Below are 23,620 nucleotides of genomic sequence, written 5' to 3'. Positions count from 1 at the left end.
GGGCCCCGCCGGCCTAACGACGAAGTTCGCATAAGCATGCGCGGCGCGCATTCATATGCATGCGCAGGTTTCGCACATAAGCACGCGCATTTTTCTTCCTTCTGCCGCGCCGCGCCATGACGTACGTTTTCGGTCAGTCCGCATTCCCCTCAGGAGAGACAGATGACCGTGGGTGTCAACTTTATCGGCATGATTCAGAGTCAGAAGACGTCGGAGATCCATCCGCCCAATCCGGATGGCCCCGTCGTCGATCGCGACTACGTGCGCGCCTTCGCGCAGGCCCATGAGCAGGCCGGCTTCGACCGCATTCTCGTGCCGCATCATTCCACGGGTCCCTCCGCCACGCTCACCATCTCGTATGCGGCCACGCAGACCGAGCGCGTGCACTTCATGCTCGCGCATTGTCCGGGCTTCACATCGCCGACGCTGGCCGCGCGCCAGATCGCGACACTCGATCAGTTCAGCGGCGGCCGCCTCGGCGTCCACTTCATCTCGGGCGGTTCCGACGACGAACAGCAACGCGACGGAGATTACCTGAACCACGACGAACGCTACGCGCGCACGGACGAGTACCTTGGCATCCTGCGCCGCATCTGGACCGAGTCCAGGCCGTTCGACCACGAAGGGACCTATTACCGCTTCCGCAACGGCTTCTCCGAGGTCAAGCCCGCGCAGAAGCCGCACGTGCCGATCTTCTTCGGTGGCGCGTCGGATGCCGCGATTCCGGTCGCGGGCAAGCACGCGGATGTCTACGCGCTGTGGGGGGAATCGCTGGACCAGGTGCGCGAACTCACCACGCGCGTGCGCGCGGAGGCCGCCACCCATGGCCGCGACGTGCAGTTCTCGATCTCGTTCCGGCCCGTGCTGGCGGACACCGAAGCCAAAGCCTGGGCGCGCGCGGAGAACATCCTCGAACGCACGCGTGCGCTGCGTGTGCAGGCCGGTTATAGCCGAGGCGGCCCGCAGCAGAGCGAAGGCGCGCGCCGCCTGCTTGCCGCGGCGGAGCGCGGCGATCGCGTCGATCAGTGCCTCTGGACCGCGATCGCCCGCGAGACCGGCGGACGTTCGAACTCGACGGGTCTGGTCGGCACGCCCGAGCAGGTCGCGCAGGCGCTGCTTGCCTACTACGACCTTGGCGTGACCACGTTCCTGATCCGCGGGTTCGATCCGCTCGAGGACGTGGTCGACTATGGCCGCGAGCTCATTCCGCGTGTGCGCGAACTCGTCGCGCAGCGCGAGGCGGATCGCGCGCAGAAGGCGGCCTGATCATGAGCGCCGTCCTTCCCATCCAGCGTGGTGAGCCTTTCTCCGCGCGCTTCAACGCCGAACCGAAGCAGAAGTTCTTCTTCGACCCCGTGCCCCCGCGCCCGACCGTGGAGGCGGAGCGCCGCCACCGTCAGGAGCGGCTCGCCGGCGCATTCCGCATCTTCGCGCGCCATGGTTTCGACCTCGGCCTCGCCGGTCATATCACCGCGCGCGATCCCGAGCTGACGGACCATTTCTGGGTCAATCCGCTCGGACTGCATTTCTCGCGCATCCGCGTCTCGGACCTCCTGCTTGTGAATGCGCGCGGAGAGACCGTCATCGGCGATCGCCCGCTCAACAAGGCCGCGTTCGCCATCCATGCCGCGATCCACGAGGCGCATCCGCATGTCGTGGCCGCCGCGCATACGCACTCGACGTATGGCAAGGCGTGGTCCACGCTCGGCCGAAAGCTCGACCCATTGACGCAGGACTCCTGCTCGTTCTTCGAGGATCACGCGCTCTACGACGAATTCCACGGCATGGTCGTGGACGACACCGAGGGCAACCGCATCGCGCGCGCGCTGGACAAGGGCGACGGCAAGACCTACAAGGGCGCGATCCTCAAGAACCACGGCATCCTCACCGCGGGCCCGACGGTCGAGGCGACCGCATGGTGGTACATCGCGCTCGAGAACGCCGCGCATACGCAACTGCTCGCCGAGGCCGCGGGGACACCGCAGCCGATCGACGAGGCCACCGCGCGGCATACGCATGGACAGGTCGGAGGCAACGAGGGGTCGTTGCATGCATTCGAGAGCCTGTACGCGGGACTGGTCGCCGCGGAGCCCGATCTGCTCGACTGATCTGCTCGACCGACTATCGACACCAACAATTCCATCACGGGGAGTGAAATCATGAGCCAGAGCCATCCTGCCGATGGGCGCCGTCGTGTGCTGCGCGCCGCCGGCGCCGCCGCCATCGCGGCACCCGCATTGATCCTGGGCCGCAAGGCCTGGTCCGCGCCGCGCAAGCTGACGTTCGCGTGGAACCAGAACTCGTTCTGCCTCACGCCCATCGTGGCGGCGCAGGAGCGGGGCTTCTTCGAGAAGAACGGTCTGCAGGTGGACCTGATCAACTACAGCGGTTCGACGGACCAGCTGCTGGAGTCGATCGCGACGGGCAAGGCCGATGCCGCGGTCGGCATGATCCACCGCTGGCTCAAGCCGCTGGAAGCCGGCTTCGACGTGAAGATCATCGGCAGCTCCCACGGCGGTTGCGTGCGGCTGGTCGGCGCGAAGGCCGCCGGGGTGACGAACCTCCAGGCGCTGAAGGGCAAGACTGTCGGCGTGAGCGACCTCGCCGCGCCGGGCAAGCACTTCTTCACGATCCTGCTGGCGAAGAACGGCATCGATCCCGATCGCGATATCACATGGCGCCAGTACCCGGCTGACCTGCTCGGCGTGGCCGTGGACAAGGGCGAGATCCAGGCGATCGCGGATGGCGATCCGAACCTGTATCTGCTCGAGAAGCGCACGAACGGCGCATACGTCGAGCTCGCCACCAACCTCACCGGCGAATACGCGCGCAAGGTGTGCTGCGTGATCGGCGCGCGCGGGGAACTCGTGCGCAATGACCGTCCCGCGGCAGCGGCGCTCGCGCGGTCGATCGTGCAGGCGACGGACTTCGTCAACGAGAATCCGAACGAAGCGGCCAAGATCTTCGCGAAGTATTCGCCGAAGATCGATCCGAGCGATCTGCGCAAGCTGTACTCGACGCTGACCTATACGCACCATCCCACGGGTACCGACCTGCAGGAAGAGATCGCGTTCTTCGCGCAGGATTTCCAGCGGATTGGCGTGCTGAAGAAAACGACCGATACCAAACGTCTGGCACAGCATGTCTACGCGAACGTCCTTGGCTGACATGGAGTAATTCGATGACGACGAGTCAACCGGCATTGCAGCCTTCGCTTGCACAGCCGCTTGCCCCCGCAAGGGGTCGCGCGCGCTTGTGGAAAACCGGCCTGCTCGCCGCCACAACATGGGCCGCGTTCGGCCTCCTGACATGGCAATGGCCCAACCATGTCGTGGGCTTCAGCGACTGGGCCTACACGAACGAGCTTGGCATCGCGGCGCTCGTCGTGGCCGCGTTCATCGCGCTGGTGGCGATCCTCGGCAACACCGGGAGTCACCCTGCCACGCGCAATGCGCCGCAGCGCGCGGTGGCGGCGCTGCACGTCGCCGGTCCCTGGCTCGTTGCCGTGCCCGTGGTGCTGGCCGCGTGGGAATTCCTCACCGCCAAGACCGCCACGCTGCCCACGCCATTCTTCGCGCCGCCGCAGGCGCTGATCGAGGTGTATATCGACGACTGGAAGCGGCTGGGCGACAGCGTGATCAACACGCTTCGGCTGCTGGCGTTTGGCGTCGCATGGGGCGGCGTGGTGGGCTTCCTGATCGGCGTGTCGATCGGCTGGTCGCGGCGCATCGGCTATTGGGTGCATCCCGTGCTGCGCGTGCTTGGCCCGTTGCCCTCCACGGCGCTGCTGCCGCTTACGTTCTACTTCTTCCCGTCGAGCTACTCCGCCGCCGTGTTCCTGATCGCGCTGGCCACCGCGTTTCCGGTGGCGGTGCTCACGTGGTCCGGTGTCGCGAGCGTCAACAAGAGCTACTACGACGTGGCGCGCACGCTGGGCGCGTCGGGCTGGTTTCTCGTGTTGCGCGTGGCCATTCCGGCCGCGCTGCCGCAGGTGTTCGTCGGGCTCTTCATGGGCCTTGGCGCCTCGTTCTCGGTGCTCGTCACCGCGGAGATGATGGGCGTCAAGTCGGGCCTGGGCTGGTATCTGACGTGGGCGCAGGGGTGGGCCTCGTACGTCAACATGTATGCGGCGCTGATCGTGATGGCGCTGCTCTTCTCCGGCGTCATCACGTTGCTGTTCGTCGTGCGGGACCGGGCGTTGTCGTGGCAGAAGGGGACGGTCAAATGGTAACGCCTGTCATCGCTCAAGCGGCGACGCCCGCATCGCGCGCGCCCGCGCCGGGGGTTGCGCCGGGGGTTGCGCCGGGGGTTGCGCCCGGGGTTGCGCGCGGGGTTGCGCCCGCCATCGGGCATCCGCAAGGCGCGGCCCCGGCCATCGGCGCGCGCATCGACATCCGCAACGTCAGCCATGCCTTCGGCGACGGCGCGGGCCGCCTGCCCGTGCTCGAGGACGTCAACCTCTCGGTCGCGCCCGGCGAATTCGTCGCGTTGCTGGGTCCCAGCGGCTGCGGCAAGTCGACGCTGCTGCGGCTCGTGGCCGGGCTGGAGACGCCCGTCGAAGGCGACATTCTTCAGGACGGCACGCCGATCACGGCGCCCGATCCGTCGCGCATCGTCGTGTTCCAGGACCCGACGCTGTATCCGTGGCGGCGCGTGTGGGACAACGTTGCGCTCGGATTGCAGGCGCGGGGCATCGTCAAGCAGCAACGGCATCGCGTCGACGCGGCATTGAAGCGTGTCGGACTGGAAGCGTTCGACCGCGCCTTTCCGCATCAGCTTTCGGGCGGCATGGCGCAGCGCGTGGCGCTCGCCCGTGCGCTGGTGAACGATCCGCGCCTGCTGGTGCTCGACGAACCGCTCGGCAAGCTCGACTCGCTCACGCGTCTGGCCATGCAGAGCGAACTCGTCGAACTGTGGCAACGCTCGGGCTTCTCCGCGCTGCTCGTGACGCACGATGTGGAAGAGGCCTTGTTCCTCGCCCAGCGCGTGATCGTCTTCAGCCAACGCCCCGCGCGCATCACGGCGGAGCTCAAGGTAGACCTTCCCTACCCCCGCCACCGCGGCGACCCCCGCCTCACCGAGCTCCGCCACGAGGCCCTCCGCCACCTGGGGCTCGATGCCAGTTGGTAGCGTTCGCCGCGGCGCAGGGCGATGAACGCGCCGCCGCCTCAGTTGTGGCTCAACGCCCTGCTCGCCGCCATCGATCATGCGCAGCGCGGATTGCTGCGTCTGTGGCATGCGCTGGGCCTCACCGGCGATAGCCATGGGCAGCCCGCGTGGCCGTGGGCGCGCCGGGTCGTGGGCGAAACGCTGCTGATCGATCTCGGGCTCGCGCGCCAGTTGCTGTGGTGCCTCGCCGCCATCGTCGTGGCGGTGTTGGCCGTGGGGCTGAGTCTCGCATGGAAACGCAGGCGTCTGCCGGTGCTCGCCATCGGCGCCCTGGCGCTCGTCATCGCCCCATGGCCGTCCGCCTCGCTGGTGCTCGGCCCGGCCGTACCCACCAGCTTCCATACCAGCCCTACAAACTTTGACGTCGGCACGATCGCGCGCGGCGAGCAGGTGTACGCCGCGCACTGCGCCGCCTGCCATGGCGCCGACGGCCGTGGCGAAGGGCCGCTGGCGCAAACGCTCACCCGCTGGCCCCCCACCATCGTCAGCCCGTTGCTCGGCCGCCGCGCCGACGGGGAAATGTTCTGGCACGTGCTCGACGGCATGCGGGACGCGCGCGGCGCGATCACCATGCCCGCCTTCGCGGGCGAGCTCGACGACCGCGACACATGGGCCGTGCTCGATTACATGCGCGTGCTGTCCGCGCGCACGGGCGCGATCGTGTTCGGCAGCTGGCCCGTGCCGTTGCGGTTGCCCGAGCTCACCGTGCAGTGCGGTGAGGACCCGCCTCGTTCGCTTGCCGCATGGCGTGGCGCGCAACGTGTGCGCGTGGTACTGGCCGACGGGCTGGCCGACGGCAGGCGCGACACGCTGCCGCTGGAAGACCCCCGGTTCCAGACGCTCGTCGTCACGCGCGACGCACGACCGCTGCGGGACGTGCCGCAATTCCGTGCGGCCTGCACCGCTGTATCGCCCGCCGCGTGGGACGTGTTCGCGCAAATCGCCGGCATCGAAGGGAAACGGCGCATCGAGCGCATCGAGGGCATGACGCTGCTGAGCGACCGCGACGGCTGGCTGCGCGCACGCGCGGCCGCGGGGGAGGATGCCGCATTGCTATGCAAGGCTGGCGACGGTGGCGGCACGGGTGTGCGTCAGGACCTCACCGCGCTCGTGCTCGAGATGGACGCGGAGCCCGTGCGCTTCGTCAAAGGCGGCTTCGTGCATTGAGCGGGGCATAAGCAAGCGCGAAACTCTTCGTTCCCGGCTGCGCGGGGCGCACCTACCATCGATGGCTGCCTTCGACACTCGACCTGCCAACATGGACCGCCGCGACTTCCTGACTTCCACCGCCCTGCTCTCGCTAGGCCTGCCGTTCTCCGCCGAAGCCTTCGCCCAGGCAAACACTCAAAGCGCCAAGCCGATACGCGGCGGCATCCTGAACGTTGCGGTCTCGCCGGAACCGACACTGCTCACCTCCGCATTCATCACCACGATGAACATCGGTCAGGTGTCTAGCAAGGTGCTCGAGGGCCTCGTCGCGTACGACCTGAACCTGCAGCCCGTGCCAGCGCTCGCCACCTCGTGGAACACCTCCGCCGATGGCCTGACCACGACGTTCTACCTGCGCAAGGGCGTCAAATGGCATGACGGCAAGGACTTCACCGCCGCCGACGTCCGCTACACGCTGCTCGAAGTCTGGAAGACGCTGCACCCTTTCGGCCGCGCCGCGTTCGCCAACGTGACGGCGGTGGACACGCCCGACCCGCACACGGTGATCATCCGGCTGTCGTCGCCAGCACCCTACCTCATCAATTACATCAACACCTACGGCGCGCAGGTCCTGCCCAAACATCTCTATGAGGGCAAGGATGTGCTCAGCAACCCGGTCAACAACGCACCGATCGGCACCGGTCCGTTCGTCTTCAAGGAATGGGTCAAGGGCAGCCACGTGAGGCTGGAACGCAATCCGAACTACTGGCAGAAGGACCAGCCCTATCTCGATGGCGTGGTCTTCAAGTTTATCCCCGATGCGGCCGCGCGCACCGTGGCGCTCGAAGCTGGCGAGCTGGACGTCGCGCTGGGTTCCAGCATTCCGCTGTCGAACCTCACGCGCTTCCAGGACAAGCAGCGCTACCGCATCAACCTCGACGATGGCCGCTACCTCGCCACGATCTTCCTGACGCAGTTCAACGTCCGCAAGCCGTATTTCGCGGACAAGCGCGTCCGGCAGGCCTTCGCCCATGCGATCGACCGCAACGCGCTGCTCAAGGTCGTATTCCTCGGCTACGGCAAGCCGGCGACCGGACCCGTGCCGTCGTCCGTGGTCAACTACTATTCGCCGGAGACGAAGCAGTATGCCTTCGACGTCAACAAGGCCAAGGCGCTGCTCGACGAAGCCGGCCTGAAGCCGGGCGCGGATGGCAAGCGCCTGCGCATCACGCTCGACTACGATGGCGGTGGCGGCGTTACGGCAAGCCGGCCCGCGGAGTTCATCAAGCAGTCGCTCGCGCGCGTGGGCGTGGACGTGGAACTGCGTGCCGGCGACACGGCCACCTATCTGCGGCGCGTGTTCACCGATCAGGACTACGACCTGATGATCTCGAGCCTGCACCGCCTGCCCGATCCCACGCTCGGCGTGCAGCGGCTCTTCTGGACGAAAAACATCATCAAGGGCGCGCCATGGACCAACGGCTCGGGTTATTCGAACCCCGAGCTCGACCGCGTCATGGAGGCCGCGGGCCGCGAGGCCGACGTCGCCAAGCGCAAGGCGCTGATCAAGACGTGGCAGCAGATCGTGCAGGACGACGTGCCGGTGCTGGACCTCGTCGAGCAGACGTGGGTCACCGTGTCCAGCGCGCGCTTCCACAAGACCACGCCGCAGGGCGACGGCCTGTTCGCGTCGTATGCCGACGCATGGCTCGCGCCAAAGGCCTGACGTCATGCGATCGCGCGTCATCGTCTTCCTGCGCCGGCGGCTGCTGCAGGTGGTGCCCGTTGTTGTCGGCATCGCGCTGCTCAACTTCCTCATCCTGCAGCTCGCGCCCGGCGACGTGGTGGACGTGCTCGCGGGCGAGGCGGGCGCGGCCACGCCGGAGACCATGGCGCAGCTGCGCGCGAGCTTCGGCCTCGACCAGCCGGTGTGGCTGCAGCTCGTGCATTACCTCGGCAATGTGGCCACGCTCGATCTGGGATTCTCGTACCGGCAGAACCTGCCGGTCTTCGACCTGATCATGCAACGCCTGCCCGCGACGCTGCTGCTGATGGCGCTCGCGATGACGCTCGCCCTCGCGCTGGGCATCGTGTTCGGCGTGATCAGCGCGGTCTGGGTCCATCGCTGGCCCGATCGCGTGATCTCGATGACCGCGCTGGTCGCCTATGCCATGCCGACGTTCTGGCTTGGCCTGATGGCGATCGTGCTGTTCTCCGCGCGCCTCGGCTGGTTGCCATCCGGCGGCATGGTCGACGTGGGCGCGGGTCATCGGGGCCTCGCCTACGTGCTCGACGTCGCGCGGCACGCGATCATGCCGACCTGCACGCTCGCGACGTTCTACCTCGCGGTCTATGCGCGGCTCGTGCGCACCGCCATGCTGGAGCTCGATGGCGCGGACTTCGTGCGCACGGCGCGCGCCAAGGGCGCGGGCGAGGTCCGCGTGACGCTGGCCCACGCGCTGCGCAACGCGCTGCTGCCGCTCGTGACGATGGCGGGCTATCAGGTCGGCTCGCTGCTGAGCGGCGCGGTGCTCGTGGAATCTGTCTTCAGCTGGCCTGGCCTTGGCCGTCTGGCTTTCGAGTCCGTGCTCGCGCGCGATTTCAATCTGTTGCTCGGCATCCTGCTGCTGAGTTCGCTGCTCGTGACGCTCGTCAACATCGTCGTGGATCTGCTCTACGCCGCGATCGACCCGCGCGTGTCCATCACTCATGCGGGAGGCCGGGCATGAACACCATTGCGCATCCCGCTCCAACGCGGCAGCGCCGGCTGCCGGGACTCGCGTTCGTGCGGCGGCATCCCACGCTGTCCGTCGGTCTGCTGCTGCTTGCCGCCATTGTGCTGCTGGCCGCGTTCGGCCCGCTGCTTTATCCCGGCGATCCGTGGGAGATGGCCGGCGCGCCGATGCTGTGGCCCGGCGACGATCCGGCGCATCCACTGGGCACCGACTTTATGGGACGCGACCTTGCCACGGGGCTCGCCTCCGGGGCGCGCGTCTCGCTGCTGATCGGCCTCGTCAGCACGGCGCTCTCCGCGACGCTCGGCATCGCGGTCGGGGCAATCGGCGGCTACTTCCGTGGTCCGATCGATACCGCCCTCATGCGGCTGACCGAACTGTTCCAGACGGTCCCGAAGTTCGTGCTGGCCGTCGTGCTCGTGGCGATCTTCAAGCCATCCGTCACGACGGTGGTGCTTGCGATTGGCGTCGTCTCGTGGCCATCTACCGCGCGGCTCGTGCGCGCGGAGTTCCTGTCGCTGCGCGAACGGGAGTTCGTGCTCGCCGCGGAAACGATCGGCATGGGGCATGCGCGCATCATCCTCACGCAGATCCTGCCCAACGCATTGCCGCCGGTCATCGCCATGGCGACGTTGACGGTCGCCACCGCGATCCAGACGGAGGCGTCGCTATCCTTTCTTGGCCTCGGCGATCCGAACGTGATGAGCTGGGGCACGATCATCGGCAGCGGGCGAGAGCAGGTGGCCGACGCCTGGTACATCTGCGCGCTGCCGGGTCTTGCGATCGTGCTCACGGTGCTCGCATTCAACCTTGTGGGCGAGGGGCTCAACGACGCGCTCAATCCGCATCTGCGGCAACGGAAGGGATGACCATGCCATTGCTCGATGTGCGCGGTCTGCGCACTACCTTCGATACCGCGACCGGGACGGTCACCGCCGTGCGCGACGTCTCGCTGACCGTCGAACGCGGCGAGACGCTGGCGCTGGTTGGCGAGAGCGGCTCCGGCAAGTCGGTGACGGCATGCTCGCTGCTGCGGCTGCTGCCGCGCCGTGGCGCACGCGTGACGGCCGGCGAGGCCTGGTTCGATGGCATCGATCTGCTGTCGCTCGGCGATGCCCGCATGCGGGCGATCCGCGGCGATCGTATCGCGATGATCTTCCAGGAGCCGATGTCGGCGCTCAATCCCGTCATGCGCATTGGCGACCAGATCGTCGAGGCGATTCGCCTGCACCGGCGCGTGACCCGCGCGGAGGCGGAGGCGCGGACGATCGCGTTGCTCGAACAGGTGCGCATGCCTTCGCCGCGCGAACGGGCGCGGGATTTTCCGCATCAGTTGTCGGGCGGCATGCGGCAGCGCGCGATGATCGCGATCGCGCTCGCGGGCGAGCCCGATTTGCTGATCGCCGACGAGCCGACCACCGCGCTCGACGTCACGACGCAGGCGCAGATTCTCGCCTTGCTCAAGCGTCTGCAGCGCGAGACGGGTATGGCGCTGCTGCTGATCACGCACGACCTTGGCGTGGTCGCGGAAACCGCGGACCGCGCGGCGGTCATGTATGCGGGACGCATCATCGAACAGGGCGATGTCGGCACGCTGCTCGCGCGGCCCGCGCATCCTTACACCGCAGGCCTGCTCGCCTCGCAGGCCATCGACGCGCTGACGCCGGGGAGCCGACTGCCCGAGATTCCGGGCACGGTCCCGCCGTTGTCCGCCATGCCGCCCGGCTGCGCCTTCGCGCCGCGGTGCGCGCACGCGCGGCCGGTGTGCGCGCAGGCGGCGCCCGCCCTCGTGGCGCATGGCGCGGGCCAGCTCGCGTGCCACGCGCCGATCGTGCCGGCCGAAGCGACCCTCCACCGCGCGCCGCGTGGAGACGCCGCCGCAAGGCAACCCACCACGCCAGCCTCGGCCGGCAGGGCCCACGCGCGCGCCGAGGTGACCGCATGATCGCCACCGCATCGCCCATCGCATCGTCCGCCGCATCGCCCACCGCATCGTCCGCCAGCGCGGCCGATACGGCCGCCGAGGTAGCGGACGCGGCCACCCCCCTCGTCTCCCTCCGTAACGTCTCCCGCCACTACCGCACCGACGGCGGCACCGTGCGCGCGCTCGATGGGGTTTCGCTCGACGTGCGGCGCGGCGAGACGCTGGGGCTCGTTGGCGAGAGCGGCTGCGGAAAATCGACGATCGCGCGCGTGGTCATGCGCCTGACGCCCGCCGATGAAGGCGAGGTGCTGTTGGACGGCGAAGACATCGCGCAACGCGCGGGCCGCCAGCTCGCACCACTGCGCGAGCGCATCCAGATGGTGTTTCAGGACCCCGCCGCCTCCCTGAACCCGCGCGTGACCATCGGCCGCGCGCTCGAGGAGCCGCTGATCGTGCATCGTCGCGGCAATGCCAGCGAGCGGCGCGCACAGGTGCACGAGATGCTGGAACGTGTGGGCCTGCGCACAGACATGGCGACCCGATTGCCGCACGAGCTATCCGGCGGCCAGCGCCAGCGCGTCGCCATCGCGCGCGCACTGATGCTGTCGCCCGACATCATCGTCTGCGACGAAGCGGTCTCCGCATTGGACGTATCGATCCGCGCGCAGGTGCTGAACCTGCTGCTCGACCTGCGCGCCTCCCTCGGCATCGCATACCTGTTCATTTCGCACGACCTCTCCGTCGTGCGCCACATGTCGGATCGCATCGCGGTGATGTACCTCGGGCAGATCGTCGAATACGGTCCGCGCGACGCCGTGTGGGACAACCCGCGCCACCCCTACACACGCGCGCTCATGGCCGCCGCACCGGTGGTCCGCGCCGGCACGCATGCCCAGCCGCGTATCGAGACGCGGCCTGTCATCGAAGGGGAATTGCCCAGTCCGCTCGCCCCGCCCTCGGGCTGCCGCTTCCATCCACGCTGCCCGCTTGCCGAGCAACGCTGCCGCGACGAAGCGCCGGCGCTGCGGGAGATCGTCTTCCACAAGACCCCGCACACGGATACGCCAGCCCATGGGGTGGCCTGCCACCTGGCGGCCGCGTAGGGAGCTGCATAGGGGGCCGCATAGCGTTGGACAATGCCCGCGCGCGGCCGCCCGCGCATCAGAACCGATGCCGGACGCCGATCGTCACCGCGGTCTGGTTCTCGTCCGGCACCGCGGTGCCCACGCCGCCGACACCGATCGACGAACCGCCGCGGTTCCGCGAAAAGGCCACCTTGGTGTAGACATCGGTGCGCTTGGAGAACGAATAGTCGGCGCCGACGATGGCCAGCCATGGATCCTGATTGCCATGACGCTGGTCGGTGTAATACACGCCGCCCAGCAACTGGATCGCGCCCGTCACGTTGTAGGTCGCGCCGACCCAGTACAGGTTGGTGCGCAGTCCCGTCGCCGCGGGGCTGTCCGCGCCCTGATCCTGCAGCCAGCGATAGCCGCCAAACACCTTGAGCTGCCCGAACGCGTAGTTCGCGCCCGCGGCGAAGCGCTTGGCATTGCGCTGCCGCGTCGCCTCGGTATTCCCCTGATACTGGTCGTAAGCGAGGCCGAGTTGAAGATTGCCGATGTTATAGCCCAGGCCACCGCCCACGTCGCGCGAGGTCTCGGGCGAGCCCGGGACTTCGCCATCGTTGTTGCGGCCAAAGCTGTAGTAGCCGATCGCCGTCAGCCCGCCGAACTTGCCCGTGTACTTGACCATGTTGTCGGCACGGCCGTTGAACGCGGCATCCGCCGAGACCAGCGAATAGCGCGCGGGCACGCCATACGGATCGAACGCGGCGAACAGATCGTAGATGGCGGTTTGCTGGCGGCCGAGCGTGACCGCACCAAACTGGTTCTGGAGCCCGACGTAGGCCATGCGGCCAAACAGCCGATTGCCCTGCGCGGACAGCCCGTTGTCGATCGTGAAGCCGCTCTCCAGCGTGAATAGCGCGCGCATGCCGCCGCCGAGATCTTCCACCCCACGCAGGCCCCACCGGTTCGACGACATGTTGTCGGAGGCCACGCGCACGGCCGTCCCGCCATTGCCGCCCGGGGAATGCGTCACCGCTTCCACGCTGCCATCGAGAATGCCGTAGAGCGTGACGCTCGACTGCGCGAGGGCGCCCTGCGCGGCAAACAGGCAGCAGGCACCCGCGACCGATCGGATGACGGTTCTCATTCTTGTCGTTCCCCTGAAGCAATGCGGTAGCAGCCGGGGGCACTGGCAGGTGCCCCCTAGCTCATTCAAGCAGACCGCATGCTAAAACGGAAACGGTTTTAGCGTCCGCGCGCGCTGTCGCAAAAATCCCACGCACGGACGTCCCGATTACACCGCCGACGCGGACACGCCCTGCCCCACGCGCGCGTCCAGCACGGGCGGCGCCGTCACGATCGACTTCAGCGACGGCTCGACGGGGCCCAGCTTGCCGATATCGGGCAACGGACGACGCAACGCGGGGGAGGCGGCGAACGCCTGCTCGAGCGCATGGGCGACACCCAGCGTCTCGCGATCCTGGCGGAAGCCGCCGACGATCTGCAAGCCGAAGGGCATGCCCGCGTGATCGAGCCCGCAGGGCAGCGACAGCGCCGGGTGCGTCGTCAGGGTGACCACATACGTCGGCGCGAGCCAGCGGTAGTAGTTCTCCTGCTTCACGCCATTGATCGACTCCGCGTAGAGGGACGTCCAGGGGAATGGGGAGACCGGCGTGGTCGGCGACAGGATCACGTCGTAGTCGCGATAGAGCTGCTGGAAGCGATGGAGGATGCGTGTCTGCTCGCTCTGGGCCCACGAGCTGTCGAGGAGCGACATGCGCGCGCCGATCTCGTAGTTCGCGCGCGTGTTAGGCCCGAGCTTCGACGGATCTCGCTCGTAGGCCTCGCGCGTGCTGGCGACGAAGCTCTCCGCACGCAGCACGTCGAAACACTTGTGCGCGTCGCCGAGGTCCATGCTCACCTCGTCGCAGCTGCGGAACAGGTGTCGCATCGCGGCGATCTTCTCGCGGAAGACGCGGCGGATATCGTTGTCGACATCGCAGCAGCCGAAGTCCTCGGTATAGGCGACGCGCAGCCGGCCGAGGTCCATCGGCATCGGCACGAGGAACGACATCGGGTCGAGCGCGTATGTCAGCGGATCCGAAGCGGACACGCCCGCCGATGCGGCAAGCTGCAGGCACGCGTCGGCCACGGTGCGTCCCATCGGCCCGACCACCGAGATCGGCGTCCAGCCGAGCAGCTTGCGCGAGCTCGGCACCACGCCCGGCGACGGACGGAATCCGACCACACCGCATTTGGCCGCCGGAATCCGCAGCGAGCCGCCGGTATCGGAGCCCGTGCACACGGGCAGCAGGTCGGCCGCGAGCGCCGCTGCGGAACCGCCCGATGAGCCGCCCGCGTTCAGGCGCGGATCGAATGGGTTGCCCGTGGCGCCCCACACGTCGTTACGCGAATTCGCGCCCGCGCCCATCTCCGGGATATTGGTCTTGCCCGTCACGATCGCACCCGCCGCGCGCAGCCGGGCCACCAGCACGTTGTCCTCGGCAGGCACGTTGTCGCGATACATCGGCGAGCCATACGTGGTCAGCAGGCCCGCCGTCGCCTCAAGATCCTTCACGCCGAGCGGCAGCCCGTGCAGCAGGCCCAGCGGCGCGCCCGCGAGCACCGCGCGCTCGGCGGCCCGCGCCTCTTCCCGGGCGCGGTCGTAGCATGTGGCCGTCACCGCGTTCAGGAACGGGTTCACGGCTTCGATGCGTGCGATGCAGGCATCGAGCAGCTCGACCGGCGAGATCTCCTTGCTGCCGATCATCCGGCGCAGCTCGACGGCCGAGCGCGATACGAGCGTTTCCTGCTGGGTCATTGCGTTTGTCTCCATGGGTTATGGGCCGTGATATCAATCGGCCGTGATATTGGCACGCTGCGCCGTGGCGCGCATCAACGGCAGTTCGCGAGCGATCAACGCGGACACGGCGGCGCCATTCGCATACGACGGCTCGAAGCCCGCGTCCAGCAATTGCTTGCGCGTATCGGCATCGGCCATCGCGGCGGCCAGCGCGCCTTCGAGCTTCTGCTTCACGTCGGCAGGCAGGCCGCGCGGCGCGACGAGCGCGAGCCAGGTGTCGGCATCCAGGCCCGGATAGCCGGCTTCGGCCACCGTCGGCACGTTCGGCAGCAGTTGCGAGCGCTTGGCGGTGGTCACGGCGATCGCCTTGACCTTGCCGCCCCGCACCTGCGGAATCGCGGCCGCGACCGTGTCGATCGTGAACGGAATCTGCCCGCCGATCAGGTCGGTCATCGCGGGCGCGCTACCCTTGTACGGCACGTGCAGCAGCTTGATGCCCGCGAGGTTGAACAGCATCTCGCCCGCGAACTGCGCGGTGGTGCCGGCACCGAACGTGCCATACGAATACTTGCCCGGCGCGGCCTTGGCCGACGCAACCAGCTGCTTCAGGTCGTTGACGGGCACGTCGCGGTTCGCCAGCAGGATCAGGCCCGTGCGGCCCGTCAGGCCGATCGGCTCGAAGCTCTTCACCGGATCGTAAGGCAGTTTCGGATGGATGGCGGGGTTCACCGTGAACGTGGTGCCCGAGCTCAGGAACAGCGTGTAGCCATCGGGCGCCGCCTTCGCGGCGAAGCCCGCCCCGACGATCGTCCCGGCGCCGGGACGGTTGTCGATGACCACGGACTGGCCCAGCTTCTCGCCGAGCTTCTTTCCGACGAGTCGGCCGATCACGTCGGTCGCGCCGCCGGGCGGAAACGGAATCACCAGCTGGATCGGCTTCGAGGGGTACGCCTGCGCCATCGCACCGCCGGCCATCAGCGCAACGCCGCACGCGAGCGCCGCACGGGCAAGGAGGGCAAAGCCCGAAGAGGAGGTGATACGAGTCATGGTGATGCTCCGCAAAGGTGATGCAAGTTTCTTGGGAAGTACTGAATGTCCGCGCGAGGACTTGCCTCAGCGCGCCAAATCGTCATCGGCCGCCGCCGCAATGGCGGCGCCGCGTTCCGCAAACGCCGCATAAGCCTCGGGCGGCACGAACAGTCCGCCCGTGGTCCATACGAGGTGCGTCGCGTTCGGCAGCGTCGCGGCGAGCCCAGTGTCCGCCAGCCAGGAGCGCCCCGCGTCGCTCCCCGTCAGCATGCGCGGACCGCTGAAGCCCGCCGCCGCTGACGGTTCCACCTGCATGCCTTCGCTCACGCGCAGGCGGTGCAGGTCGAGGAACAGCGTGTCGTCGGCCACGGTGTAATCGCCCGAGAGAATCGGCGCCATCACTTCCGCCGCGAGTTCGGACGCGCGCGGCACCGCGAGGCCGTCCGCCTCGGTCCGGTTGTCGAGGCCGTAGTCGTACACCGACTTGCCCGGCGACAGCATCTCCACCAGGAAACATGGCGACTGCGTCGGCTCGGCGAAGAACGCATGCACATGCGCGCCGTAGATCTGTCGAAGCCCAAAGGCAATGCCTGCCGGGGCGCCACCGACGCCGCAAGGCAGATACACGAACAGCGGATGATCGGCGTCCACAACGATGCCGGCGGCATCGAACTGCTCGCGCAGATGCAGCGCGGCCGCGCTGTAGCCGAGCATCAGCGACAGCGAACGCTCGTCATCGACGAAGTAGCAATACGGGTCCTGATCGGCCTGACGCCGGCCCGCGGCGACGGCCTCGGCATAGTCGCCCTCGTGCTCGACCACATTCACACCGCGCGCACGGAGCCGCGTCTTCTTCCATTCCTTGGCGTCGGCCGACATATGCACCGTCGCCCGGAAGCCCAGCGCGGCGGCCATCACGCCGATGCTCAGGCCGAGGTTGCCCGTGGAACCCACGGCCACCTCATAGCGCGCGAACAGTTCGCGCGCGGGCGCCTGCGCCAGCGTCGCGTAGTCGCTCTCACGCGTGATCAGGCCGTTCTCGAGGGCGAGCGATTCGGCGAACTCGAGCACTTCATGAATGCCGCCGCGCGCCTTGATCGAGCCCGCCACGGGCAGGCCATGATCGGCCTTGACCCACAGCGCGCCCCGCGCGGGTGCAAGACCGAGCGCGCGCTGCATCGCCGGCACACGGTGCAGACCCGACTCGATACGACCGCCGGTTTCCCGCAGTTCGGGGAACAGCTGGGCGAGCAGCGGCGCAAAGCGCAGGAAGCGGTCCTGCGCCTCGATGGAATCAGCTAGACTAATGACACGCCCGTCCACGACGGTCTGCACTTCCGCCGCATCGCTGCGTGCGGGGTTGGTCCACAGCAGCGGCCGCGCGGCGCGCAGATCCTCCAGTAGCGTTTGATCTTGCGAGATTGTCTCTGTTGTCATTGTGGAATTTCCGTCAGCAGCGCCAAGCGAATGGCGGGGTTCGATGGATCTATTCTTGTCGCAACGACACGGGTTCACAAACCATTTGTACTGATCTACGTATTAGCCTGACTAATGGCAAACGTCCTATCTGCCTCATTATTGGGCTGGCTGCGCTGTTTTGAGGCAGCCGCGCGCCACTGCAACTTCACGCAGGCCGCGGGCGAGCTCTGCGTGACGCAGGGCGCCGTGAGCCAGCAGGTAAAACAACTGGAACAGTGGCTCGACCGGCCGCTGTTCCTGCGCACGCCGCGCGCGCTCGTGCTGACCCCCGAGGGCGAACGGCTGCGCTTCGTGCTCCGCGAGTCGTTCCAGGCGATAGAAGGCACGCTCACGCAGCTGCGGCGTCCGCGCGAGCGCGGCGCGGTGTCGCTGTCCTGCTCGCCGTCGTTCGCGATGGTGTGGCTCACCCCGCGGCTGGGCCATTTTTTCCGCCAGCATCCAGACGTCGGCCTGCGCGTCTACGGCGAATTCCATGCGCTCGATCCCTCGCGCATGGCGCGGGACGGCACCGAGGCCGCCATCCGCTTCGACCCGGGCGGCTATCAGGAACTGGCCGCGACGATGTTTCTGGAGGAATGGCTGCTGCCCGTGGCGAGCCCCGCCTATCTCGCCGCGCATCCCGAACTGCGCAGCCCTTCGGGCCTGCGCGCGGGCATGCTGCTCCATGACGTGAGCCCGTGGGACGGCGCGGGCGAGTTCGACGAATGGCAATGCTGGCTGCGGCACGCCGGCGTGGAGCTCGACGACGCGACCGGCCAGGGGCAACGCTTCAACCTGTCGCAGCTCGCGGTGAACGCCGCGCTGGCGGGTCAGGGCGTGGCGATGGGCCGGACCGCCCTCGTGCTGGAAGAGATCGCGGCGGGCCGGCTCGTGGATCTGTTCGGCATCCATGCGCGCAGCGATGCGTCCTATCACTTCGTCAGCACGCACGCCCACGCGAGCCAGGTCGCCGAGGTGCAGGCGTGGCTCGTGCGGGAAGGCATGGCGTTCCACGCGAACCGCCGCCGCGTGCTGAAGGTCGGCTGACATCGCCGCTCCGCTGAGACATCGTGGTGCGTGGCGCGCACCACGATGTCTCAGACGACTCGGGCTTGCGCGCCGCAAGCGTGCAGCCGGAAGACCCGCGCAACGCGCCGCCCCATCTTGCCCCCATGCCCCCGGATGGCCTCACTCGCCGTGCGTGCGCGCGCTTTCCCTTGTCTGCCAACGATTTCCCACCGAGACGAGCGACAAGACACGCGCGCCGGCTCGCGGATGGCACGCCCCTTGCGAATCTTGGATTCAAGAATGAATTTCCTCCCATACACATAAAGGAAGCTTCGATGTCCAAGTCGCCTGTCTCCGCCACCCGCCGCCGCGTCCTCAAGGCCACCGGCGCCGCCGTCGCCACCCTCGCGGCGCCGGCCATCGTCCGCGCGCAGGGCGCGTCCAAGCTGCGCATCGGCTTCTGGCCCGTGGCATCGGGACTGCCGTTCTATGCGGCCGTGGAGAAGGGTTACTTCAAGGAGGCGGGCCTCGACGTGGAGCCGCTCAAGTTCGCAAGCGCGCAGCAGGTCATCGAGGCCATCCTCTCGGGCCGCTGCGACGGCAGCGCGAGCGGCACCGCGTCCGCCGCGCTGGCGCTGGGCGAGATCGCGCAGCCGGGTCTGCTCAAGATCTTCTGCACCAACCCGACCAACGCCAAGTACGTGCTCGAAGAGATCGTCGTCGCCAAGGACAGCCCGATCAAGACCGTGGCCGACCTCAAGGGCAAGCGCGTCGCGTGCGGCCCCGGCGTGCAGAACGTCACGCTCGCCAAGACCATTCTGGAGCGCGCGGGCGCGGGCAAGATGACCGTGACCGAACTGCCGATCGGCCAGCACGTCGCGGCGCTGGCCGCCGGTCAGATCGACGGCGTCTACACGCTGGAGCCGACCGGCACCGTGGGCCGCCTCAAGGGCCTCACGCGCACGGTCGAAGCAGGCGTGGTGGCGCGTTATATCCTCGGCGACCCGATGGCCCCGTGGCATGGCGGCTCCGCGAGCCTCACGTCCGAGCTCATCGGCAAGAACAAGGACGTCGCCATGCGATACATGGCCGCCTATCGCCGCGGCGTGGAGCTGGTCAAGAAGTCGCCGGCGGAAGCGCGCCCGTACCTCAAGGGCTACACCGCGATCGAGGGCGACCTGACCGCCGAGGTGCCGATGTCGGATTACGTCTTCTACGACGAATTCAAGGCCAGCGACGCGGCCTACTTCCAGAAGTTCTACGACCTGTTCTCCGAGAAGGGCATCTTCTCGCGCAAGGTCGATGTCAACGCGATGCTCTACAAGGGGTAACGGTCATGCGCGAACTCTCACCTTCGGAAACGCCCGCGGCCGCGGCCTCCGCCGCGCCGGCCGCGCGCGGCTGGGCGCCGCCCGCCTCGCAGGACGCCGCGCCGCGACGTCCCTTCTCCGAGCGGCTGCTGCCGTTCGTGGGACCCATCGCGCTGTTCGTCGTCTGGGACGTCGTCGTGCGGCTCGGCTGGATCAAGGCGATCCTGCTGCCGAGCCCGATCGATACGCTCATCGCGCTCGGCACGGGCCTCGCCGGCGGCGCGCTGCTCACGGACTTCCTCGTCACGGTGTCGCGCACGCTGCAGGCGTTCGCGATCGCGGCCGTCATCGGCATGCCACTCGGCGTGCTACTCGGCAGCAACGAGCGCGCATACCGCAGCGTCGAATTCCTGATCGACTTTTTTCGCTCGACGCCCTCCTCCGCGCTGATTCCGCTGTTCCTGCTGATCTTCGGCGTGACCGATATCAACAAGATCGCGATCGCCGCATTCGGCGCCGTGCTGATCGTCGTCTTCAACAGCGCGTACGGCGTGATCAACGCGCGCAAGCAGCGCGTCATGGCCGCGCGCGTGATGGGCGCCTCGCGCTGGCGCATCTTCCGCGACGTGCTCATCTGGGAGAGTCTGCAGCCGAGCTTCGTCGGCCTGCGCTCCGCCGTGTCGATGGCGCTCGTGATCGTGATCGTCGCCGAGATGTTCATCGGCTCCGAGAACGGCCTCGGCCACGCAATCATCGACGCGCAGCAGGTGCTCAACGTCAAGACCATGTATGCGGCCATCCTCGCGGCCGGCGCGCTCGGCTACGTCCTCAACATCGCGTTCATGCTGATCGAACGACGCATCGTCCACTGGAGCGGAAGGTAAATCATGAATGCAGTCATCACGCCCGCCCGTCATGCCGACGTTCCGCCGCCGGTGTTTCGCCCCGGCCCGCCGGGCACGCACATCACGATTCGCGGCCTGACCAAGTACTTCGCCGGTTGGCCGCTGTACGAGAACTTCGATCTGGACATTCCCAAGGGCAAGATCGTTTCCGTGTTCGGGCCCAACGGGTGCGGCAAGAGCACGCTGATCAATATGATCGCGGGCCTCATCCCGATCGATCGCGGGGAGATCCTGTTCGACGGCAAGTCGCTCAAGGACACACGCATTGGCTACGTGTTCCAGAACTATCGTGAGGCGATGTTCCCGTGGATGCGCACGATCGACAATATCGCGTACCCGCTGCTGCTCGAAGGCCGCAGCAAGGCCGAGGTCGATCGCCGCGTGGCGGAACTCGTGGCGTCGTTCGACGTCAAGTTCGACCTGCATCGCTATCCGTACGAACTCTCGGGCGGCCAGCAGCAGACGGCTTCGATCATGCGCGCGCTCGCGCCGCGTCCGGAGGTGCTGTTCCTCGACGAACCGTTCTCCGCGCTGGACTTCGAGATGACGCTGTTCATTCGCGAGAAGCTGCAGGAAGTCTTCATGCAGACCGGCACCACGATGCTGCTCGTCTCTCACGACCTGGAAGAAGCGGTGTACCTCGCCGACCAGATCCTGCTGCTGACCAAGCGTCCCACGCGCGTCGCGGAAATCCTCGACTACACCGACGCGCGTCCGCGCACCGTGGACACGCTGTCGCAGGCGAGCTTCGTCGCGGCCAAGCGGCAGAGCCTGGAGATCTTCCAGCGCGAGGTCAGACGTTGAAGACAATCGGCGTACACTGATGCGACATTCACCGAGTCAATCATGACCGACGTCACACTGACCGACGATCGCGTGCTGCCGGACGATGTACGCACCTCGCGGGCGGACAGCGTCTACGCCCTGCTCAAGCGGGATATCGCGGACTTCCGCCTGATTCCCGGCGACCGCTTCACCGAAGCGGAGGTCTGCGAACGCCTGCACGTGTCGCGCACGCCGGTCCGGCAGGCGCTGTTCCGCCTCAAGCAGGAAGGGTTCGTCGACGTGAGCTTTCGCGCGGGCTGGCGCGTGCTGCCCTTCGACTTCAGCAAGCTCGACGAACTTTACGAGTTACGCATGCTGCTGGAGACGGAGGCAGTGCGCCGCGTCTGCACGATGGACCGCGAGACCATGGACGCCGCGCTCGCCGAGCTGGCCGGGATCTGGCTCGTCGCCCCCGAGGAACGTTTATCGGACCTTGCCCACGTCGGCGAACTCGACGAAGCGTTCCATTGCGCATTACTCGACGTTGCGGGCAATACCGAGATGGCGCGCGTGCACCGCGAGGTCACCGAACGCATCCGCATCGTGCGCCGGCTCGACTTCACGCGTCAGGCGCGCGTGGATGCCACCTACGACGAGCACGGCGCCATCCTGCGCGCGATTCTCGCCCATCGCACCGACGAGGCCACGCGCCTGCTGCGCACGCACATTGGCACGAGCCAGTCGGAAGTGCGCAAGATCACGCTGCACGAGGTGTATCTGGCGAAGAGCCGCGCGCACGGCAACGAGTAGGCGGGGGGGCGATCAGCTCAGCGACTAGCTCACCTTCAACGCACGTCCGATATAGAGAATCGGCCCCGTCGGCTTGCCGATCGGTGAGCCCGTCGCGGGCTCGAGCGTGATCTCGAACAGCTGGTTCGGCTGCAAGGCCGGCAGCTTGTCGAACGGAATTTCCACGCGCTGCCCCGGTTGCACGAGACCGAGCGACACCGGGCCCGTCCAGTCGTCGGCCTTGGTCCAGAACTGCAGCGCGCGATCGGGCGGTGCGGCCTGCGCGCCGAGCGGGATCAGCGTGATATTGCGCGCGGTGCTGGCCTGAATGAGCCAGCCCGGGGTCTTGTCGCGCGGCTCCGCGAGCACGACCACATAGCGCGGCGCGGGCGGCGGCAGCAACAGCTGCCGTCCTAACAGCACCGCAAGCACCACCGCGCAGGCGGACGCGCCGAGCGCCATGCCCCGCCATACCGATAGTGCCTCCCACCAGCGCGGCCTCCCCCGGTCGGCACGCACTGGCGGTGGCACGCGTTGGCCACGGTCGGCGATGCCCGTGGCTCCAATCCGTTCCCCCGTTTCAGAAACACGCTCCGCAACATCCGCCGCCACGCTTTCGGCAATCCGGGGCCATGTGGCCGCATCGGGCTGCACGGGCTCCACGAGCGCGGTCATTGGATGCAGCCTCGCCTCCCAGGCCTGCACGCGCGCAGCCAGATGCGCGTCGGTGGCCATGCGGCGCGCCACGCCCTGCCGGCTCGCGTCTGACAACGTGCCCAGCACATACTCGCCCGCGAGGCGATCGACGTCGTCACCGCGATCATCGCCGCCACGGTCGTCGGCGTCGGAGTTCGGCGTGCCGGCACTCATTGCATGCACTCCCTCAACGATTGCAGCCCCCGGCGAATCCACGCCTTGACGCTGCCGAGCGGCGCGCCCAGACGTGCCGCGATTTCACTATGAGAACAGCCGTCGAGGTACGCGAACATCAGGCTGTTGCGCCGCGGCTCGTCAAGGTGGTCGAGGCAATCGTTCAGCCGGCCCATCAGCACCCGGGTCTCGCCCGCATCGGCTCGCCCGGCCGAGGCGGCCAGTGACACCTCGGCATCGATGGCCTCCGCCGCGTCCTCGTCCGGCGTCACCAGCCGCAGGCGGCCGCGCACGACGTTCAGCGCTTCATGCCGGACGATGCTGAACAACCAGCCGCGCGCGGCCCCGCGGGCACCGTCATAGGTGCCCGCGGCCGTCCAGATTTTCACGAATGCATCGTGCAGGACATCTTCCGCGGTCTGGCGGTCGCGCACGATACGTAGCGCGACACCGAGCAGATACGGCGACGCATGATCGTAGAGCCGCCGCAACGCTTCGGCGTCGCGCGCGGCGCAGCCCGCGATCGCGCCCGCGTAGTCGAATACGTCCTTCACGAATACGTCCCTGACGAAGACGTCCCGGACGAACTCATCCTGCATGGCCGACATGGAATCGTTCAAGACAGCGCCTCCCGCG

22 protein-coding genes are annotated in these 23,620 nt (G+C 67.7%); 16 read left to right on the top strand and 6 right to left on the bottom strand.

Annotated elements, in window-relative coordinates; genetic code table 11:
* Nucleotides 1–168: 168 nt before the first annotated feature.
* From KHP16_RS03525 to KHP16_RS03475, 11 genes are all read left to right on the top strand, one after another.
* Nucleotides 169–1,266: an LLM class flavin-dependent oxidoreductase gene (locus KHP16_RS03525; RefSeq protein WP_211959972.1), complete on the top strand. Its 1,098-nt coding sequence runs from the start codon at nt 169–171 to the stop codon at nt 1,264–1,266.
* Nucleotides 1,267–1,268: 2 nt separating this feature from the next.
* Nucleotides 1,269–2,108: a class II aldolase/adducin family protein gene (locus KHP16_RS03520; protein WP_109581768.1), complete on the top strand. Its 840-nt coding sequence runs from the start codon at nt 1,269–1,271 to the stop codon at nt 2,106–2,108.
* A 51-nt stretch (nt 2,109–2,159) separates the two neighbouring features.
* Entirely contained in the window at nt 2,160–3,167 is a 1,008-nt protein-coding gene (locus KHP16_RS03515) for an ABC transporter substrate-binding protein (RefSeq protein WP_109581769.1), read from the top strand.
* Nucleotides 3,168–3,181: 14 nt separating this feature from the next.
* A complete protein-coding gene (locus KHP16_RS03510) occupies nt 3,182–4,231 on the top strand; it encodes an ABC transporter permease (RefSeq protein WP_211959584.1) in 1,050 nt (349 codons plus the stop codon).
* A complete protein-coding gene (locus KHP16_RS03505; RefSeq protein WP_211959583.1) occupies nt 4,225–5,130 on the top strand; it encodes an ABC transporter ATP-binding protein in 906 nt (301 codons plus the stop codon). Before KHP16_RS03510 ends, KHP16_RS03505 begins: the two co-directional genes overlap by 7 nt.
* Nucleotides 5,131–5,151: 21 nt before the next feature.
* Complete coding sequence (locus tag KHP16_RS03500; protein ID WP_211959582.1) at nt 5,152–6,336, top strand: c-type cytochrome; 1,185 nt, start codon at nt 5,152–5,154, stop codon at nt 6,334–6,336.
* A 61-nt stretch (nt 6,337–6,397) separates the two neighbouring features.
* The gene (locus tag KHP16_RS03495; protein WP_211959581.1) at nt 6,398–8,044 is read left to right on the top strand and encodes an ABC transporter substrate-binding protein; all 1,647 of its coding nucleotides are present in this window, start codon (nt 6,398–6,400) and stop codon (nt 8,042–8,044) included.
* Between the two features lie 4 nt (nt 8,045–8,048).
* Entirely contained in the window at nt 8,049–9,047 is a 999-nt protein-coding gene (locus KHP16_RS03490; RefSeq protein WP_211959580.1) for an ABC transporter permease, read from the top strand.
* Complete coding sequence (locus KHP16_RS03485) at nt 9,044–9,922, top strand: ABC transporter permease (protein WP_109581775.1); 879 nt, start codon at nt 9,044–9,046, stop codon at nt 9,920–9,922. Before KHP16_RS03490 ends, KHP16_RS03485 begins: the two co-directional genes overlap by 4 nt.
* 2 nt (nt 9,923–9,924) lie before the next feature.
* The gene (locus KHP16_RS03480; protein WP_244835627.1) at nt 9,925–10,998 is read left to right on the top strand and encodes an ABC transporter ATP-binding protein; all 1,074 of its coding nucleotides are present in this window, start codon (nt 9,925–9,927) and stop codon (nt 10,996–10,998) included.
* Nucleotides 10,995–12,080 carry an ABC transporter ATP-binding protein gene (locus KHP16_RS03475; RefSeq protein WP_211959578.1) on the top strand — a complete coding sequence of 362 codons (1,086 nt, stop codon included), beginning with the start codon at nt 10,995–10,997 and terminating at the stop codon, nt 12,078–12,080. Before KHP16_RS03480 ends, KHP16_RS03475 begins: the two co-directional genes overlap by 4 nt.
* 58 nt (nt 12,081–12,138) lie before the next feature.
* On the opposite strand, the gene KHP16_RS03470 is transcribed toward KHP16_RS03475, so the two are convergent.
* The 4 genes from KHP16_RS03470 to KHP16_RS03455 all read right to left on the bottom strand — a co-directional run bounded on the left by KHP16_RS03470 (nt 12,139) and on the right by KHP16_RS03455 (nt 17,316).
* A complete protein-coding gene (locus tag KHP16_RS03470) occupies nt 12,139–13,194 on the bottom strand; it encodes a porin (RefSeq protein WP_211959577.1) in 1,056 nt (351 codons plus the stop codon).
* A gap of 147 nt (nt 13,195–13,341) precedes the next feature.
* Entirely contained in the window at nt 13,342–14,868 is a 1,527-nt protein-coding gene (locus tag KHP16_RS03465; RefSeq protein ID WP_211959576.1) for an amidase, read from the bottom strand.
* 33 nt (nt 14,869–14,901) lie between these two features.
* Nucleotides 14,902–15,810, bottom strand: a complete 909-nt coding sequence (locus KHP16_RS03460; protein WP_109582747.1) for a Bug family tripartite tricarboxylate transporter substrate binding protein — start codon at nt 15,808–15,810, stop codon at nt 14,902–14,904.
* A 153-nt stretch (nt 15,811–15,963) separates the two neighbouring features.
* Nucleotides 15,964–17,316: a D-serine ammonia-lyase gene (locus tag KHP16_RS03455; protein ID WP_211959575.1), complete on the bottom strand. Its 1,353-nt coding sequence runs from the start codon at nt 17,314–17,316 to the stop codon at nt 15,964–15,966.
* 114 nt (nt 17,317–17,430) lie between these two features.
* Here KHP16_RS03455 and KHP16_RS03450 point away from each other — a divergent pair, with 114 nt between their 5' ends.
* From KHP16_RS03450 to KHP16_RS03430, 5 genes are all read left to right on the top strand, one after another.
* Entirely contained in the window at nt 17,431–18,384 is a 954-nt protein-coding gene (locus tag KHP16_RS03450; RefSeq protein ID WP_211959574.1) for a LysR family transcriptional regulator, read from the top strand.
* Between the two features lie 296 nt (nt 18,385–18,680).
* Nucleotides 18,681–19,676, top strand: a complete 996-nt coding sequence (locus KHP16_RS03445) for an ABC transporter substrate-binding protein (protein ID WP_109581782.1) — start codon at nt 18,681–18,683, stop codon at nt 19,674–19,676.
* 5 nt (nt 19,677–19,681) lie between these two features.
* Nucleotides 19,682–20,539 carry an ABC transporter permease gene (locus KHP16_RS03440; protein ID WP_109581783.1) on the top strand — a complete coding sequence of 286 codons (858 nt, stop codon included), beginning with the start codon at nt 19,682–19,684 and terminating at the stop codon, nt 20,537–20,539.
* Nucleotides 20,540–20,542: 3 nt separating this feature from the next.
* Nucleotides 20,543–21,364: an ABC transporter ATP-binding protein gene (locus KHP16_RS03435; RefSeq protein WP_109581784.1), complete on the top strand. Its 822-nt coding sequence runs from the start codon at nt 20,543–20,545 to the stop codon at nt 21,362–21,364.
* A 42-nt stretch (nt 21,365–21,406) separates the two neighbouring features.
* Nucleotides 21,407–22,135, top strand: a complete 729-nt coding sequence (locus KHP16_RS03430; protein ID WP_109581785.1) for a GntR family transcriptional regulator — start codon at nt 21,407–21,409, stop codon at nt 22,133–22,135.
* Between the two features lie 24 nt (nt 22,136–22,159).
* Here KHP16_RS03430 and KHP16_RS03425 read toward each other — a convergent pair whose 3' ends face one another.
* Together KHP16_RS03425 and KHP16_RS03420 are read right to left on the bottom strand one after the other, a co-directional pair.
* Nucleotides 22,160–22,984: an anti-sigma factor gene (locus KHP16_RS03425; RefSeq protein WP_211959573.1), complete on the bottom strand. Its 825-nt coding sequence runs from the start codon at nt 22,982–22,984 to the stop codon at nt 22,160–22,162.
* Entirely contained in the window at nt 22,981–23,604 is a 624-nt protein-coding gene (locus KHP16_RS03420) for a sigma-70 family RNA polymerase sigma factor (protein WP_309136550.1), read from the bottom strand. The genes KHP16_RS03425 and KHP16_RS03420 overlap by 4 nt, the downstream gene beginning before the upstream one ends.
* Nucleotides 23,605–23,620 lie beyond the last annotated feature (16 nt).

It is taken from the genome of Cupriavidus plantarum (genome assembly GCF_905397285.1).
GTDB lineage: Bacteria > Pseudomonadota > Gammaproteobacteria > Burkholderiales > Burkholderiaceae > Cupriavidus > Cupriavidus plantarum.
Note: the sequence above shows the minus strand (reverse complement) of the source record. Positions and strands in the feature narration are given on the sequence as shown.

Coding starts and splice junctions, on each gene's coding strand:
- KHP16_RS03455 (WP_211959575.1), bottom strand. CDS start 17,316: ATGACAACAGAGACAATCTCGCAAGATCAAACGCTACTGGAGGATCTG.
- KHP16_RS03440 (WP_109581783.1), top strand. CDS start 19,682: ATGCGCGAACTCTCACCTTCGGAAACGCCCGCGGCCGCGGCCTCCGCC.
- KHP16_RS03425 (WP_211959573.1), bottom strand. CDS start 22,984: ATGAGTGCCGGCACGCCGAACTCCGACGCCGACGACCGTGGCGGCGAT.
- KHP16_RS03495 (WP_211959581.1), top strand. CDS start 6,398: ATGGCTGCCTTCGACACTCGACCTGCCAACATGGACCGCCGCGACTTC.
- KHP16_RS03520 (WP_109581768.1), top strand. CDS start 1,269: ATGAGCGCCGTCCTTCCCATCCAGCGTGGTGAGCCTTTCTCCGCGCGC.
- KHP16_RS03505 (WP_211959583.1), top strand. CDS start 4,225: ATGGTAACGCCTGTCATCGCTCAAGCGGCGACGCCCGCATCGCGCGCG.
- KHP16_RS03430 (WP_109581785.1), top strand. CDS start 21,407: ATGACCGACGTCACACTGACCGACGATCGCGTGCTGCCGGACGATGTA.
- KHP16_RS03475 (WP_211959578.1), top strand. CDS start 10,995: ATGATCGCCACCGCATCGCCCATCGCATCGTCCGCCGCATCGCCCACC.
- KHP16_RS03445 (WP_109581782.1), top strand. CDS start 18,681: ATGTCCAAGTCGCCTGTCTCCGCCACCCGCCGCCGCGTCCTCAAGGCC.
- KHP16_RS03510 (WP_211959584.1), top strand. CDS start 3,182: ATGACGACGAGTCAACCGGCATTGCAGCCTTCGCTTGCACAGCCGCTT.
- KHP16_RS03460 (WP_109582747.1), bottom strand. CDS start 15,810: ATGGCGCAGGCGTACCCCTCGAAGCCGATCCAGCTGGTGATTCCGTTT.
- KHP16_RS03485 (WP_109581775.1), top strand. CDS start 9,044: ATGAACACCATTGCGCATCCCGCTCCAACGCGGCAGCGCCGGCTGCCG.
- KHP16_RS03515 (WP_109581769.1), top strand. CDS start 2,160: ATGAGCCAGAGCCATCCTGCCGATGGGCGCCGTCGTGTGCTGCGCGCC.
- KHP16_RS03470 (WP_211959577.1), bottom strand. CDS start 13,194: ATGAGAACCGTCATCCGATCGGTCGCGGGTGCCTGCTGCCTGTTTGCC.
- KHP16_RS03490 (WP_211959580.1), top strand. CDS start 8,049: ATGCGATCGCGCGTCATCGTCTTCCTGCGCCGGCGGCTGCTGCAGGTG.
- KHP16_RS03435 (WP_109581784.1), top strand. CDS start 20,543: ATGAATGCAGTCATCACGCCCGCCCGTCATGCCGACGTTCCGCCGCCG.
- KHP16_RS03480 (WP_244835627.1), top strand. CDS start 9,925: ATGCCATTGCTCGATGTGCGCGGTCTGCGCACTACCTTCGATACCGCG.
- KHP16_RS03465 (WP_211959576.1), bottom strand. CDS start 14,868: ATGACCCAGCAGGAAACGCTCGTATCGCGCTCGGCCGTCGAGCTGCGC.
- KHP16_RS03500 (WP_211959582.1), top strand. CDS start 5,152: ATGAACGCGCCGCCGCCTCAGTTGTGGCTCAACGCCCTGCTCGCCGCC.
- KHP16_RS03450 (WP_211959574.1), top strand. CDS start 17,431: ATGGCAAACGTCCTATCTGCCTCATTATTGGGCTGGCTGCGCTGTTTT.